Source organism: Mesorhizobium bavaricum (genome assembly GCF_056781655.1).
Genome location: NZ_CM165566.1, coordinates 3,303,151 through 3,318,915, shown reverse-complemented (window position 1 = coordinate 3,318,915; position 15,765 = coordinate 3,303,151). Strand labels below are relative to the sequence as shown.

The 15,765-nt window shown below is 60.4% G+C and carries 14 protein-coding genes; 12 read left to right on the top strand and 2 right to left on the bottom strand.

Features of this window, described 5'->3' with window-relative positions; genetic code table 11:
• Window positions 1–405: 405 nt before the first annotated feature.
• Window positions 406–1,308: a GGDEF domain-containing protein gene (locus AC1RZR_RS16230; protein ID WP_481828937.1), complete on the top strand. Its 903-nt coding sequence runs from the start codon at window positions 406–408 to the stop codon at window positions 1,306–1,308.
• 353 nt (window positions 1,309–1,661) lie between these two features.
• Complete coding sequence (locus AC1RZR_RS16225; RefSeq protein WP_481828936.1) at window positions 1,662–2,552, top strand: LysR substrate-binding domain-containing protein; 891 nt, start codon at window positions 1,662–1,664, stop codon at window positions 2,550–2,552.
• 137 nt (window positions 2,553–2,689) lie between these two features.
• Here the strand turns inward: AC1RZR_RS16225 and AC1RZR_RS16220 are convergent, their stop codons facing one another.
• Window positions 2,690–3,130, bottom strand: coding sequence for a lipid-binding SYLF domain-containing protein (locus AC1RZR_RS16220; protein WP_477278626.1), 441 nt, complete (start codon window positions 3,128–3,130; stop codon window positions 2,690–2,692).
• A 544-nt stretch (window positions 3,131–3,674) separates the two neighbouring features.
• Between AC1RZR_RS16220 and AC1RZR_RS16215 the strand changes: the two genes are divergently transcribed.
• Genes AC1RZR_RS16215 through AC1RZR_RS16175 form a run of 9 tightly spaced genes read left to right on the top strand, consistent with a single transcriptional unit; the run spans window position 3,675 to window position 13,605 of the window.
• Complete coding sequence (locus AC1RZR_RS16215) at window positions 3,675–4,688, top strand: ABC transporter substrate-binding protein (RefSeq protein WP_477278625.1); 1,014 nt, start codon at window positions 3,675–3,677, stop codon at window positions 4,686–4,688.
• A gap of 29 nt (window positions 4,689–4,717) precedes the next feature.
• Entirely contained in the window at window positions 4,718–5,722 is a 1,005-nt protein-coding gene (locus AC1RZR_RS16210) for an ABC transporter substrate-binding protein (RefSeq protein ID WP_481828935.1), read from the top strand.
• 45 nt (window positions 5,723–5,767) lie between these two features.
• On the top strand, window positions 5,768–6,775 hold the full coding sequence (locus tag AC1RZR_RS16205; RefSeq protein WP_477278623.1) for an ABC transporter substrate-binding protein: 1,008 nt from the start codon (window positions 5,768–5,770) through the stop codon (window positions 6,773–6,775).
• A gap of 44 nt (window positions 6,776–6,819) precedes the next feature.
• On the top strand, window positions 6,820–7,827 hold the full coding sequence (locus AC1RZR_RS16200; protein WP_481828934.1) for an ABC transporter substrate-binding protein: 1,008 nt from the start codon (window positions 6,820–6,822) through the stop codon (window positions 7,825–7,827).
• Window positions 7,828–7,872: 45 nt separating this feature from the next.
• Window positions 7,873–8,880 carry an ABC transporter substrate-binding protein gene (locus AC1RZR_RS16195; protein ID WP_481828933.1) on the top strand — a complete coding sequence of 336 codons (1,008 nt, stop codon included), beginning with the start codon at window positions 7,873–7,875 and terminating at the stop codon, window positions 8,878–8,880.
• Window positions 8,877–9,461 (top strand): SCO family protein, encoded by a 585-nt coding sequence (locus tag AC1RZR_RS16190; RefSeq protein WP_481828932.1) that lies wholly within the window; start codon window positions 8,877–8,879, stop codon window positions 9,459–9,461. The genes AC1RZR_RS16195 and AC1RZR_RS16190 overlap by 4 nt, the downstream gene beginning before the upstream one ends.
• Entirely contained in the window at window positions 9,427–12,081 is a 2,655-nt protein-coding gene (locus tag AC1RZR_RS16185; protein ID WP_481828931.1) for a GAF domain-containing protein, read from the top strand. Before AC1RZR_RS16190 ends, AC1RZR_RS16185 begins: the two co-directional genes overlap by 35 nt.
• A 14-nt stretch (window positions 12,082–12,095) precedes the next feature.
• Window positions 12,096–12,443, top strand: coding sequence for a response regulator (locus AC1RZR_RS16180; RefSeq protein WP_245445640.1), 348 nt, complete (start codon window positions 12,096–12,098; stop codon window positions 12,441–12,443).
• 13 nt (window positions 12,444–12,456) lie between these two features.
• Window positions 12,457–13,605 carry a response regulator gene (locus tag AC1RZR_RS16175; protein ID WP_481829072.1) on the top strand — a complete coding sequence of 383 codons (1,149 nt, stop codon included), beginning with the start codon at window positions 12,457–12,459 and terminating at the stop codon, window positions 13,603–13,605.
• A 157-nt stretch (window positions 13,606–13,762) separates the two neighbouring features.
• Here AC1RZR_RS16175 and AC1RZR_RS16170 read toward each other — a convergent pair whose 3' ends face one another.
• Entirely contained in the window at window positions 13,763–14,137 is a 375-nt protein-coding gene (locus tag AC1RZR_RS16170; RefSeq protein WP_481828930.1) for a hypothetical protein, read from the bottom strand.
• Between the two features lie 183 nt (window positions 14,138–14,320).
• Here AC1RZR_RS16170 and AC1RZR_RS16165 point away from each other — a divergent pair, with 183 nt between their 5' ends.
• A complete protein-coding gene (locus tag AC1RZR_RS16165; protein ID WP_481828929.1) occupies window positions 14,321–15,763 on the top strand; it encodes a LuxR C-terminal-related transcriptional regulator in 1,443 nt (480 codons plus the stop codon).
• Window positions 15,764–15,765 lie beyond the last annotated feature (2 nt).

The following is a 15,765-nucleotide window of genomic DNA, read 5'->3' as shown; positions in this document are numbered from 1 at the left end:
ACAGCTGATTGGTTACGACGTAGGTATTCTCGCAGATGTGGAATTGATCATCTTGGGATTCCTGTACACGGTCCCGTGGGATGATGAAATTGTGCGGCAAGTAAATATAGCCGCCATCGATCCTTAACCGCACCGAAGAGCGAGGTATGGCGCGGCAATCAGAGCCACCGCAACACTTGAATTTCGTCTGCGGGTCAATCTTGTCTTCGTACCAATCATGGGCGCTGGCAGCTGTTGCGGCGGCGATACATATTGCCGTGAAGATGAATCTTCGCATGGCATTCCTCAGTATCTGGCAGGCGCTGCTCCTTCGACCGTCTATGTATATTAGCGTTCCATTGAAAATACCATTGGCCTCCCCCGCCGGGTAATTTCCCCTTAAGCCTGAGCCTGTAAGAAGGCGGGATGGATGAGATTTCCAGCAAGCTTCTCCATCTCTACCATCACACGCCGGTGTTGGTGGCGGCGTATGACAGTTTCGATCGCCTACGCTACGCAAATGAAGCATTTCGTTCGGCATTTTTCGTTGACCCCGACGAGACGCCGTTGTGGCCGGATCTCATGCGCCGCAATTTTTATGCGGGCAGAGGAACCGTCATAAAGGAGCGGGATTTCGAAGCCTGGTTGATCCCCACGCTGTCGAGACGTGGCAAGATCGGGTTCAGGGCATTCGAGACGGATCTTGTCGAAGGACGCTGGCTCTGGATGACGGAGACTGTTGACCGTGAAGGCTGGATGCTTTGCATCGCCAACGACATCACCAAATTGCGGGCCAGCGGACGATCGGTTCGGCAAGACCGGGACGTAGCTATAAAGGCCTCTAATACGGATGAGCTCACCGGGGTTGCCAATCGACGCTTTGTGACCGCCCGTTTGGAAGAAATGCTCCGGCGATCGGAATCGCGCGATGAACTTGGCTGCGTCTGCGTGCTCGACCTCGACAACTTCAAATATGTCAACGACAGGTTCGGACATCAGGCGGGTGACACTATCTTGCGGGACTTCGCAACGCGGATCCAGCGGGAAGTAAGACGGAGCGATTGTTTTGGCCGCGTCGGAGGTGAGGAATTTCTGTTGGTGCTGCCGAACACATCAACGGACGCGGCTGAGCTGATCGTGGCGCGCATGCTAGCCGCTATTCGCAGCTCAAGACCCCTCAGAGATCGCCCTGATTTTGGATACACTTTCTCGGCAGGTATCGCGACGGCCCAGGTGAGCGACATCGTTGCCGACGTGCTGGCGCGGGCCGACACTGCCCTCTATTCCGCAAAAATAGCCGGCCGAAATCGCATCCATTTGGCAGCTTGATAGGTCTGTCGCACAGCACCCGATCATCGCCAGAATGGCTTTGCAAGTTCAGACTCCACTTCGTCCTTCGTCAAGCCAATATCGTCGATCATGTGTGGCGCTACGCTGGATAGTCGCGCGAGGTCACGGCGGTAGAAATGCCGCTCCCGCCATCTTGAGACACAGCCAGTTAATTTGATTGCTCGAACCGCCCAGACCGAGTGCTGTAACGTCGACGCCAGAAGATTGTTGCCCACCGTCAGGCCTCCGTGCCAAGCTCGCGCTTGCAGATGACAGCGTAGGCAGGCAGCGTACCGGCTACAAACCAGTCTTTCTCCGGGGTAGGCTCAGAATTCCTGAGGCAGTGACAGTCGATGCGTCTCCCTTCACTCAATGCTCTTCGGGCGTTTGAAGCAGCCGCGCGCCATGAAAGCTTTGCGCGCGCGGCCGAGGAGCTATGCGTGACTGAAGGAGCGATCAGCAGGCACGTCAAGCTCTTGGAAGAAGCATTGCAAGTGGAATTGTTTCGACGATTGCCGCGCCGGTTGGTCTTGACCGATGCGGGCCGCAATTTCCAACCCATCCTGGCGGCCGCGTTCGAGAGCATTGCCGCGGGTGCTCAAGACCTTCAACGCCAGCCTCGGCATCTCAAGGTCATCTGCCCGCCCACCTTCTCCATTCGGTGGTTGCTGCCGCGACTTGACCGTTTCAAGCAGCAATGGCCTGCAATCGGTGTCCGGTTAACGACCGCTGAGTATGACTGGGAAATTTTCTTCGGAGGTGAGTTCGATCTGGCCTTTGACTGCGGTAATCCAAATCGGCCGAAAGATATCGAGGCGGTGCTGGTGTTGCAATCGTTCGGCACCCCAGTTTGCTCTCCAAAGCTACTGGAGAGAGGCGTGCCGCTGACCTCTCCTGCCGACCTGGTTCACCACAATCTGCTGCATGAAACGCCTGACCGGCACGATTGGAAAGTTTGGGCCGGGCGATTTGCGCCGAACCTTCTTGACTTGAACTCGGGTGAGGTCTTGCCCAGTGCCGATATGGCCTATCGCGCCGCGGCCATGGGCCAGGGCGTCGCGATCGGAGACCTCTCGGTGCTCCACGAAGAGATCAGCAAGGGAGAACTGGTCCTGCCGTTCAAGGATATGCAGATCTGTGACGACACGGAGGCCTACTACTTGTGTTGCAGAAGAGATTGCTGGACCGACCCTCGAATCGCCGCGTTCCATAAGTGGGTTTCGGCCGAGGCGACGGGGTCCTGAAGGCCGCCGCACCGGCCACTCACATGCCGACACGCTTGGCGCCCACCATCTCGCCTGCGCCACCTTTGGCCAAAAGGAAGATGGCCAAAGCCGACTTTGTATTGAGCACAGTGGGCCGACTGCAGGCACGACGACCCTTACTTCACCGTGATGGCCATACCGCTGAGATCCGCGTTGACTTGCATGCCTACCTGCTTGCCCGTGAGTTCGAGTTGGGCGCCCTTGTCATTGGTCATGACAATCACCTGGGCCCCTTTGCCCAGCGCACCGCCACCGCCCGCCGCACCGTAGACCCCCGTCACATCCCGGACGCGGCTGATATGGCGCACGGTACCTTTGAAATAGGTCTTGGAGACCCCGAAGGCGAGGCCGCCCGAGATGCCGCCGACAGAGATGGGATAGCGGCGACCATGGAAGGTCAGCGTGCCCTCGCCTCCAGAGCCACCCACAAAGAACGCAGCCTTGTAGACGGCGAAGCGGATCGTACCGCTGTCGGCATGCGCGGCGCTGGCAACGCTGGCTGCCCCTGCGGCGACGACGGCAAACGCGATTGAACGAAATGTGGACGAAATCTTCATGATGAGAACTCCTCAAGAGCGCCGCTTACCCAGCCGGCACGGCGGGTCAGCGTCGTGTCAAAGTTACAACTGAACAGTCTCGCCCGTCATTGGTTCCAAGCACGCGGACTGAATCCGGCTGCGAGAAAGCAGCCACGAAACGTGGCGGAGGCAAACATAGTCCCGGTGCCAGGGCGGCCGGTGGCAGCCAACGCTCGGCTGACCCAGGATCGCCTGCACGCAATCTAGAGCCCCGAAAGCGGGGGGATGCGCAAGCTGTGAACATTCAACAACCCAAACAGTCCCCTGACAGCGAGGTGCTGGCGGGACGTTTGGCGTGGCAAAGTTTTGCGCTCGCAACCAATGCAAATTGGGCGTATCGTCGAAATATCGTCGGCTGCTAATACATGAGCCGGCGACTGAGAGCGCAAGACTCCCGCAGCGGACTGGGCGCGATAGAATCCACAACTACTCGTCGCACCCACGAGACCATCTGCCTCCGCCGAAACCTCTTTTGCTCGGTTCCGGCCAATTGCCCTTTGCGATTCGGAAGAGGAGCGTACGGATGCAGATCATGCAAACCCGCCGCCGATTCCTGGCCGGCGCTGCGATGGCAGGCGCTGCCGGTATCGTCGGTCTTCCCGAGTCACTCCACGCGGAGCCGCCGCTGGAAACAACGACGGTTCGTCTGCCGCTGAAGATTGGTGGTTCCTACTGCTGGGCAGGCGCGTACATCGCCGGAGAACTGATGCGCGCAGAGGGCTTCACCGACATTCGCTATGTGGAAGCCGACAAAAGCGTCGACCAATCGGAATGGATTGCACGCGGTGAGACGGATTTCTCTGTGAACTTTCCGCCCAATCAGATCGTGTCGATCGACGCCGGCGTGCCGATCAAGGTGCTGACCGGGTTGCACTCGGGATGCCTCGAACTGATCGCCAAGGAGAGCATCCGCAGCGTCGCGGAACTGCGGGGCAAGAGGGTGGGCGTGGATGGCTTCAACAACTCGCGACACATGTGGCTGACCCTCATGTCCGCGTATGTCGGGCTCGATCCCGTGAACGATATCCACTGGGTCCTGACCAAGGACGTCACGCCGACGGAACTCTTCATCCAAGGAAAGATCGACGCATTCCTCGGCACGCCGCCCCAGCCGCAGGAGCTGCGCGCCAAGAAGATCGGTCACACGATCCTCAACAATGCCGTCGACCGCCCATGGTCACAGTATTTCTGCTGCATGATCTCCGCCACCACGGACTACGTGAACAGGTACCCGGTGGCGACCAAGCGGGTCTTGCGATCCATCCTCAAAGCCGCCGACCTATGCGTGTCGGATCCGCAACGGGTGGCGCAGCAGATGGTCGATCGCGATTTCGTCCCGTCGTACGACTACGCGCTCCAGACGCTCAAGGACATCCGGTACGACCGCTGGCGGGAATTCGATCCTGAAGACTCCCTGCGGTTCTACGCACTGCGCATGCAGGAGACGGGCATGATCAAATCGAGCCCGCAACAGATCATCGCCAACGGAACGGACTGGCGCGTCCTCGACGAGTTGAAGCGTGAGCTGAAAACCTGATCCCATTTGTCTCAAGGGGAGACGTGGAGATGCAAATCATCCAGAGCCGCCGGCGCTTCCTGGCCGGCCTTTCGGCAACCGGCGCCGCGAGTCTCGTTGGGGTCGGGCAATCGTTCTCCGCAGAGCCACCGCCAGAGACGACGCGGATCCGGCTCATCCGGATTCCCAGCATCTGTCAGGCCCCCCAATATGTAGCCGAAGAACTGCTGCGCAGCGAAGGGTTCACCGAGGTGCACTACCTCCAAAAGAGGGGGACCGCAGACATCGCGCCGGCTCTCGCCTCTGGTGAAGCCGACCTCAGTGCGCATTTCGCCGCCCCGCTCCTTCTCCACCTGGAGGCTGGGGATCCCATCGTCATCCTGGCTGGACTCCACGTCGGCTGCTTTGAGCTGTTCGGCACCGATGGCGTGCAATCGATCCGCGACCTCAAGGGGAAGACCGTGGCTGTGCCGTCGCTGGATTCCAGCCGATACGTCTTTCTCGCCGCTATGACGGCGTATGTGGGCCTGGACCTCCATAAGGACATACACTTCGTCACGCATCCGGGCCCCGAGTCCATCCGGCTCCTCAGTGAGAGGAAGATCGACGCCTACCTGGGCTTTCCCCCCGAACCGCAGGAGATGCGGGAGCAGCAGATCGGCCATGTGGTGATTAGCAGCACCGTGGACCGGCCCTGGTCGCAATACTTCTGCTGCATGCTGGCTGGGAACCGGGAGTTCGTCCGCACGAATCCGGTGGCCACCAAACGTGCCCTCCGCGCCATCTTGAAAGCGGCGGATTTCTGCACCAGCGAGCCCGAGCAGTCCGCCCAGTTCTTGGTGGAGCAGGGCTATACCAGGCGCTATGACCATGCCCTCCAGGTCATAAAGGGGCTCCCCTACGGTTGGCGTGAGTATAGCGCTGAGGACACCCTGCGCCTCTACGCCTTGCGCCTGCACGAGGTCGGGATGCTCAAGAGCACCCCCCAGAAGCTCTTGGCCCAGGGCACCGACTGGCGGTTCCTCAACGAACTGAAGAACGAGTTGAAGACGTAGGCAATCGCCAACACGCCGTGCGCCCTATCGAGGAAGGAGATGCTTATGCAGATCATCCAGAACCGCCGGCGCTTCCTGGCCGGCGCTGCGTCAGTCGGCGCCGCGAGCCTCGTTGGGGTCCAGCAATCGCTCTCCGCAGAGCCACCGCCGGAAACCACCAGCGTCCGCCTTGCAAAGATCAGGGGCATCTGCATCGCGCCTCAATATGTTGCCGAGGAGTTGTTGCATGCGGAGGGCTTCACCGAAGTTCGCTATGTAATGACTGAGTCAGCCGCGGGGACATCTGACGCTGTCGCGAGTGGCGAGGTGGACTTTACTTTGAATTTCGCCGCGCCGCTTGTGGTGGTGATGGATGCAGGGGGGCCGATCTCGGTGCTGGCCGGGGTGCACCCTGGCTGCTTTGAGCTATTCGGAAACGAGAATATCCACGGGATTACGGACCTGAAGGGCAAGAGTGTCGGCGTCCAAGGCTTGGGCTCGAGTCCGCATGTATTTTTGACGGGCATGGCGGCCTATGTCGGGCTGGATCCAGTCAAGGACATAAATTGGGTCACCAGCCCGACCATCAAGCCAATAACGCTCTTCAAGCGAGGGCAAATCGATGCGTTCCTCGGCTTTCCGCCCGAACCTCAGGAACTGCGCGCCCAAAACGTCGGCCACGTAGTCGTCAACAGCGCCGTCGATCGTCCCTGGTCGCAGTATTTTTGCTGCATGCTGGCCGGCAACGCCGACTTCGTTCACACCAACCCGATCGCGACCAAGCGCGTCGTCCGCGCCATTTTGAAAGCCGCCGACCTTTGCGTCTCTGAGCCACAGCGCGTCGCACGACAGATCGTCGATGACGGCTACACGGCCAACTATGACTACGCACTGCAGACGATGACCGACGTGCCTTACAACAAGTGGAGAGAATACGATCCGGAAGACACGATCCGGTTTTACGCGCTGCGACTTCAAGAGGCAGGCATGATCAGGTCGGCCCCCCAGAAGATCATCGCGGACGGTACCGATTGGCGGTTCCTCAACGAGTTGAAACGCGAGTTGAAGACGTGAGGGGCAGGCAGCCTCGTGCCATTTTCAATGGGAGGGAGAACCCCATGCAGATCATCCAGAACCGCCGCCGCTTCCTGGCCGGTGCTGCGGCAGCAGGCGCTGCAGGTCTCATCGGCGCAACGACTGACGCTTGGGCCGAGGCACCCCCTGAAACGACCTCCGTCCGCTTGCCGCGGTGGATCGATGGTGCCTACTGCTGGGCGGGGATGTACCTGGCCGGAGAGCTCCTCAAAGCGGAGGGCTTCACCGACGTCCGCTACGTGCAGGGCGACGAGAAAGTCGATCAGGCGGTGTGGATTGCACGCGGCGACACGGATTTCAGCATGAATTACGCGCCGGTCCATGTCGCCTCGATCGACGCCGGCGTGCCAATCAGGGTGCTTGGCGGTCTGCACTCCGGGTGCCTCGAGCTGATCGCCAACGACAGCATCCAAGGCATCCCGGACCTCAAGGGCAAGCGGGTGGGCATGCACGACATCGATGCGCCGTCGCGCGTGCTGGTCGCCCTGATGGCCGCCTATATCGGACTGGACCCCGTCCAGGACATCGAATGGGTCCAGGAAAGCAAGCCGGTGGAAGCCTTCGCCGACGGGAAGTTCGATGCATATCTCTTCACGCCGCCGGAGACGCAGCAACTGCGCGCCAAGAAAATCGGCCCCACGATCCTCAACACGACCCTCGACCGCCCTTGGTCGCAGCACTTCTGCTGCATGACCTCGGCCGCTGCGGACTACGTGAACAGATACCCGGTGGCGACCAAGCGCGTGCTCAGGGCCATCCTCAAGGGCGCCGACCTATGCATTTCGGATCCCGCATGGAGTGCAGCGCAAATGGTCGACCGAGGTTTCGTCCCCAGCTACGAAATCGCGCTGCAAACGCTGAGCGACACGCGGTACGACGTATGGCGAGACTACGATGCCGAAGCCTCGATGCGCTTCTACGCGCTGCGCATGCAGGAGACGGGCATGATCAAGTCGAGCCCACAGCAGATCATCGCGGACGGTACCGATTGGCGGTTCCTCAACGAGCTGAAGCGAGAGCTGAAGACGTAGACCTATCGCCGACACGCTATGTCTTTTTCAAGGGAGGAGAGGCTCGTGCAGATTATCCAGAACCGTCGCCGGTTCCTCACAGGCCTGTCGGCGCTCGCAGCAGCGGGCCTTGCCAACGGCCGCAATGCGGCAGCAACCGAGGCCCCACCTGAAACCATCACCGCTCGCATGGCGGCGGGACCAGCCATCTGCATCGCTCCGCAATATGTCGCCGAGGAGTTGATCCGGGCGGAGGGCCTATCGGATTTTCGCTATGTCGCAATGGAGCCCGGTATCGCACAGACCGAGATGCTGGCGCGCGGCGATATCGACTTCGCCATCAACTTTGCAACCGCGCTCGTCATTCCGATCGGCACCGGCGCCCCGATCAAGGTGATCTCCGGCGTGCATGTCGGCTGCTACGAATTGTTTGGGCGCGAGGACATCAAAAGCATCACGGATCTCAAGGGCCGCAAGGTCGGCGTCGGCTATAACCTGACATCGGATCCGCACATCTTCGTGAGCGCCATGGCGACTTACGTCGGGCTCGATCCGCAACGCGACATCGAATGGATCGTCGGCGCGGCAAAGCCGGCGGAGCTCTTCGCCGAAGGCAAGGTCGACGCCTTCCTGGCTTTTTCGCCTGAGGCTCAAGACCTCCGCGCCCGCAAAGTCGGCCACGTCATACTCGACAGCGCGAAGGACCGGCCGTGGTCGCAGTATTACTGCTGCATGCTGGCGGTCAACGCTGGCTATGCGGAGAAGAATCCGGCTGCCACCAAGCGGGTCGTCCGTTCCATACTAAAATCGGCCGACATCTGCGCGGCCGAGCCGGAGCAGGTTGCGCGCCTTCTGGTAGATGGCGGACGCACCAAACACTATGACTACGCTGTGCAGTCGCTCCGCGAGCTCCCGTACTCCAGTTGGCGCGACTTCGATCCCGAGGACACGATGAGGTTCTTCTCGTTGCGGCTGCATGAAGCCGGGATTGTCAAGTCGAGCCCAAACGAGATCATCGCGAATGGCACCGATTGGCGCTATTTCAACGAGATCAAGCGCGAGTTGAAAACGTGAGCGAGTGGCCGGCGCGCATCTTGCTGCTGGCGTTGATGGCCGGGCCGGCACACGCGCACGACGCGCCGCACGATCAGCGATTGCCGGCAATCGGACCGGCTCCAGACTTTACGCTGACATCGCAGGACCGGGCGCGCGTCTCGCTGCACGACTTTCGCGGCAAGGTGGTCGCCGTCTCATTCATCTATACGTACTGTACCGACGTCTGCCCCATGCTGACCGCCCATATGGCCAGCGTGCAGGAAAAGTTGGGTAGTGCGTTCGGACCCCAAATCGCCTTTGTTTCGATCACCGTCGACCCGGAGCGCGACACGCCCGACGTTTTGAAGGAATATGCGCAGAATTTTGGTGCCGATCTGAAGGGCTGGTCGTTTCTTACCGGTGATCCGGCGACTGTCCATGAGGTTGGACAGAAATACGGGGTCATCGCGAAGAAGGCGGCGAACGGAGATGTCGATCATACATTGTTGACGTCGCTCGTAGACCCCAATGGCATCTTGCGAGTACAGTATCTCGGCGTCCGGTTCGACTTGGAGGAGTTCCGGGATGACCTTGTCAGCCTCTTGGACGAATCCAAATAGCATAACGAACCGGCTCGTTGGCTGGGTTGCCCGGCTGCCGGCGCGCGTCCAGACCAAGCTCTTGATCGCGTTCCTGTCGATCGTCGGCCTGCTGATCGTGCTCGGGGCCGTCGGGTTGCAGGTGCTGAGTGGGGTCAACGATCAAACCAACGAGCTGATCAAGCTGCAGCGCAGGATCGCGGCCTACCGCCAGGTACAGCACGATACGACCACCCAGCTCTACGGCATCTCCACCGGTCTGTTGCTTCAGGACGACCGGATGCTGGATGCGGCGCTGCGCCAGCTCAATCAGTTCGGCTACGACCTCGACCGCATGGAGTTCGTCGCCAAAGCCGAGGTGGACGTGCTTGGCCAGGTTAGGCAAGAGTACGAACGGCTGACAGCCGGGGTGACGCACGTGGCAGAGCTCGTCCACGCCGGCCGCACTGAGGAGGCGCGCAAGGTTCAGCTTGATGAAATCATACCGTCGGCTGATCGCCTCGAGCGGCTGACAAACCAGCTGGTCAACATGGCCGAAGCCGACATGGTCGCGGCCATCGAAACCACCGAGGGTGCGTACGGCACGTCCAGACTGATCGTGGTCTCGTTTGCGGTGGGCAGTATCCTGCTGGCGTTGGGGCTCGGCTACATCATCTCCTGGTCGTTGATCGAACCGGTCAAGAAGATCGAAGCGCGTCTCAGCCAGATAGCGGCGGGCGACTTCGCCCAACAGGTTGCCGTCGCCAATCGCGACGAGCTTGGAGTGCTTGCCGCCAACGTCAACCAGACCTCCGACCAGCTGGGGCGCCTGTATCAGGAGATTGAGACGCGCACCCAGCAGCTCGACGAAGCCCTTCAGCAGCAGACAGCCACTGCAGACGTTCTCAAGGTCATCAGCCGCTCTACCTTCGATCTGCAGGTCGTGCTCGATACGTTGGTGGAATCGGCTGTCAGGCTCTGCCGTGCCGACAAGGGTGGCATCGTGCAGTTGCTGGATGGCGTGTTCCGCTATGTGTCGACGCATGGCTACCCGCCCAGTTTCCGTGCTTATGTCGACGCCAATCCGGTTCCAGCGCTTGCCGCAGGCCGAGGCTCCGCCGTAGGGCGCGTAATCGAAGAACGGCGGATCGTGCAAATCGAAGACGTGACCGCCGATCCGGACTACCGCGTTGCGTTGATCGCTGAGGCAGGCGGATTCCGCACCGTCCTCGCTGCCCCGCTGTTGCGGGAGGGTGATCTCGTTGGCGTATTCGTCATGACGAGGGTTGAGCCGCAAGCTTTCAATCCCAAGGAGATCGCGCTCGTCGAGACATTCGCCGACCAGGCCGTGATCGCCATCGAGAATGCGCGGCTCTTCGAGGCGGTGCAGTCACGCACGCGCGAGCTTGCCGCGTCTGTTGGTGAGCTCGAGGCGCTTGGTGAGGTGAGCAAGGCGGTCAATTCGACGCTGGATCTCGACACGGTGCTGAAAACGATCGTCGCCAAAGCGGTCCAGTTGTCGGAGACGGATGCTGGAACCATCTACGTGTTCAGCAGCACGCGGCAGCAATTCCGCCCGCGCGCAAACTTCGGTATGAGCGATGAGCTTATCGCCGCCGTCTCAAACCAGACGATCGGCCTGGCCGACATGGGGATCGGCGACGCACCCGGGCGCTGCATGCCGGTGCAGTTTCCCGACCTCAGCGCGGCGACCTCATCCTTCCTTGTAAGAAAGACGATCGTCGACGCGGGATATCGCGGTATCCTGATCGTTCCGCTGCTGAGGCCCAACAAGATCGTCGGTGCGCTGGTCGTCAGGCGCCACAAGCCAGGTGCCTTCCATGAGCAAGTTGTCCACCTGCTGGAGACCTTCGCAGCCCAATCGGTGCTCGCGATCCAGAATGCCAAGCTGTTCCGCGAGATCGAGGAGAAAGGCCTGGAGCTGGAGGCCGCTAGCCGCCACAAGTCCCAGTTCCTCGCGAATATGAGCCACGAGCTCAGGACACCGCTCAATTCGGTCTTGGGCTTCACGGAACTGCTGGTCGACGGCATCTACGGCGAACTCCCGGACAGGGCAAAGACGACCGTCGCGCGCGTGCAGGCAAACGGCCGTCACCTCCTCGGGCTCATCAACGACGTACTCGACCTTTCCAAGATCGAAGCCGGCCAGCTCACGCTGGCGATCGAGGACTACTCGGTCGCGCAGATTGTTCGATCGACCGTTGCGGCCATCGAGCCGCTGGCACGAGCGAAGGGTCTTGAGCTTTCAACGACTGTTGCCGCGAACCTTCCAATCGGCCGCGGGGACGAACGCCGTTTGACGCAGGTCCTGCTCAATCTTGCAGGCAATGCAGTCAAGTTCACCGAAACGGGTGCAGTCGACATTCTTGCCGACGCGGTCGACGGGCACTTCGAGATCACCGTGCGAGACACCGGTCCCGGCATCGCGTCCAAGGATCAGGCTCTCATCTTCGAAGAATTCCAGCAGGTCGACAACAGCAGCACCAGGCAGAAGGGTGGCACAGGTCTTGGCCTGGCGATCTCGAAGCGCATCGTCGAAATGCATGGCGGAACCATAGACGTCGAGTCCGTGATCGGGTCAGGGTCGACATTCCGTTTCAAGGTACCAATCCGGGTGAATAAGGACGTGAGGGCCGCATGAGCAAACGAATCCTGATGGTGGAAGACACCGAGGACAACCGCCAGATCATCCGCGATCTCATTGCCACCACCGAATACGAACTGATCGAGGCGGCGGACGGCGCCGCCGGCATCGCTGCAGCCGCAGCGCACAGGCCAGACCTGATTCTTATGGACATTCAGCTCCCGCTGATCGACGGGTATGAAGCGGCCCGCCGCATCAAGGCCGACCCGGCGCTCCGGCACATTCCGATTATCGCCGTCACCTCCTACGCGTTGTCGGGCGATGAGGCGAAAGCCCTTGCTGCCGGGTGCGATGGTTACATTGCCAAGCCATTCAGTCCGCGCCAGTTGCTTTCCGAGATTCGCGGGTTCCTTTCCTAGGGGAGGCAGCGCCTTGCACGATCCGCCACGCATTCTCGCGGTCGACGATACTCCGGAAAACCTCGAGATCCTGCGCATGCGCCTCGAGGCGAACGGCTACGAAGTTGCAACCGCCGCCGATGGTGAAGAGGGGCTTGCGAAAGCCCGCGAACTCACGCCGGATCTGATCCTGCTCGACATCATGATGCCGAAGCTCGACGGCATCAGTGTGGTACGCATGCTCAAGCAGGACACCTCCCTGCAGGCCATTCCGGTCATCCTCGTCACCGCGAAGGCCGACACGCGCGATGTGGTCGAGGGGCTGGACGCCGGGGGCGACGACTATTTGACAAAGCCCTTCGAGCACCAGGCGCTGTTGGCGCGGGTGCGCTCGATGCTGCGCCAGAAGGCGCTTCACGACACTGTCGCGAGCCAGGCCAAGCGCCTTGAGGACCAAGCCGCGCAACTTTCCGACTGGAACCGCGCGCTCGAGCAAACGGTGGCCGGCCAGGTGACGGAGCTCGAGCGAATGGCGCGGCTCAGGCGGTTCCTGCCCGAACAGGTCGCCGACCTCATTGTTGCGGCGGGCAATGGAGACGCGCTCTTGCAGAGCCACCGTCGCGAGGTGACCGTTGTCTTTTGCGATTTGCGCGGCTTTACGGCCTTCGCGGAGACCGCCGAACCCGAAGAAGTCATGACAGTTCTTGCCGAGTATCATTCCTGTCTTGGTGAACAAATCGTCAGCCACGAGGGAACTCTCGAGCGGTTCGTGGGCGACGGTATCGTCGTGGTTTTCAACGATCCACTGCTATGCGCCGACCACAGCGAGAGAGCCGTCTCGATGGCTGCTGCGATGCGCGACGCAATTGCCGAGCATTCCGAGCGATGGCGCAAGCGGGACTATTTGCTGGGCTTCGGGATCGGCATTGCCAGGGGCCACGCAACCATAGGGCGCATCGGTTTTGATCAGCGCTCGGACTATGCCGTCATCGGCACTGTGTCGAACCATGCCGCCCGATTGTGCGAGGAGGCCAAATCCCGCCAGATTCTCGTTAGCCAACGGGTCCTCGGCGCTGTCGAGTCGATGGTCGAATCCGTTCTTGTCGGCGAACTGACGCTGAAGGGTTTTCGCCGCCCGATGCCGGCCTATGAAATCGTGCGGTGGATCGGTCGGACAAGCTAGCGTTGGGCGCAGGCTGGTTTCTTTCGAACGGCGGCACAAAGCAGCCCAGCCACCGACCGATCTCAAGATCGCCGCACGGGGAGAAAGCGGTCATTTCGCGATTAACAACCAATGACAGCCCCTGGCACCGCGCCTTCTCGCCTGTTCGCTCGGAAGGTCATTCGTTGCGCCAGTATGGGTGGGAACAGCTGAACCGGCGCGAGCCGATCAGCTGGCGTTCGGTCCCCGACATCGTTCCTTGGACATGCAGATCATTCGCGGTCATGTCGGGTAAGACAGTGTAACCCTGATCGACAAGCTGCAGTTTCAGTTCTGCGAGGTGGCGCTTGAATCCGCTTTCGATGTGGCTGCGAGGATACCGCCATCCGTTCCTGCATGCACGCACGAGGATGTCGGAATACAGTAGAGCGCTGGCGGCTTTCACCGCATCTTCGGGAATCAGCTTGCCGTTGGTTTGTGCGCCTTCAGACAAGCATGGCCCCGCCGATACGGACAGCACCAGCATTGCGGCCAAGACAGACAATTTTGTCATGGATCCCTCCGTGTTTCCGAGTCTGCCAAGCGACCAGACCCTGCCGGCCTGCGGAGGCTAGAATGCTGCCCCGTTGGATGGAATCGTGCAAATGCAGTGTTTTCGATGACGCATCTGTAGTATTTTCGCCCTGACGCTGGAGTTCTTGGCCACAGGTCGGCAGCGGATGGGAAATTTGAAACGATGCTTGGCGACGTAGGCAATCGTCTCGCCGGCCTGTCGGATCGGGAGCTGGTGGTCGCGGCAAAGTTCGCCGAGGGGATGACCTATCGCGAAATCGGCGAGACACTCTTCATAGCGCCTACCACCGTTCGGACCCATCTTTCGGCCATCTACCGGAAACTCGATGTTCGCAGCAAAGTGGCACTTGCTGCGTTACTTGCCGATCACGCCCAGCAGGACCTCGGCCAAGCACCACCCGACAGCCTTTCGATGGACGAGTCGGGGCCGCCAGTCGTCGCGGTTCTCCCGTTCGACAATCTAAGCGGAGAAGAACGCTGGACTCGTATCGCTGATGGTTTGTCGGCGGACATCATAGTTGATCTCGCCCGTTATCGCGACCTCGCTGTGATCGCCCGCCAGACAATGCTTTCTTACAAGGGACGGCGCGATGACGTGCGATCCATCGGACGAGAGTTGAATGCCGACTATGTGATAGAGGGAAGTTTTCAAGTGGACGGGCAGCGGGTGCGCATCCGCGTGCAACTCGTCGACGCCCACACAGGGGTTGATGTTTGGACGGTGCGTTACGATCGGTCCGCGAACAACCTGTTTGCGATGCTGGACAGCGTGACCGAAAACGTCATCAATGTCCTCGCAACTTGCCACGGTCAGCTCGCCAACCTGCGACGCGATGCATCGCGTCGGAAGCCTCCAGCAAGTTTGCAGGCCTATGATTGCTACCTGCTTGGCCTTGAGCAGAAGCACCTTTTCACCCGTGCGTCGAACAAGGAGGCGATACGGCTACTGGCGCGTGCAGTCGAACTCGATCCGGGTCTTGCAAGAGCCTGGACCGCGCTGGCTCTTGCGCATGCCGTGGATGCTTGCAACGGGTTTACCAACGACGTTTCTGCCTCGATCGAGAGCTGGAGCACATGTGTCAAGCAAGCGCTGGCGCTCGATCCGGCCGACATTTACGCCCGCATAATGCTTGCTGATCTTCGGGCGTTGCAGGGCGATATCGACGCTGCTGTCGAAGAACATGACCGAGTCTTGGCGGAGGCTCCCAACAACGCTGACTCACTTGCCTTGCTTGCGGGTAGCCTAGCTCTTGTTGGAAGCGACCCGAAGCGGGGCTACGAATTGGCCAAGCGAGCGGTCCGGCTAAATCCCCATGTTCCATGGTATTATGGAATGCTGGCGCGATGCAGCTACGTTCTTGGCCTTCACCGGGAATCGCTGGTCGCGCTACGTCAATCTGCGCCAGACTCACCCGCCGCACTTCTATTTCTGGCAATGGCTCATGCGATGCTCAATGAAACGCCTCAGGTCGCCAGGATCAATGCGCGACTGAAGGACGAATTCCCGGACTTCACGGCCGAAGTGTTCATCAGCACCTATCCGGTAACCAATCCTGTCGCCATTGCTGCGATCAGGGAAGGCGCCCGTCGTGCGGGTTTGGCATAGCT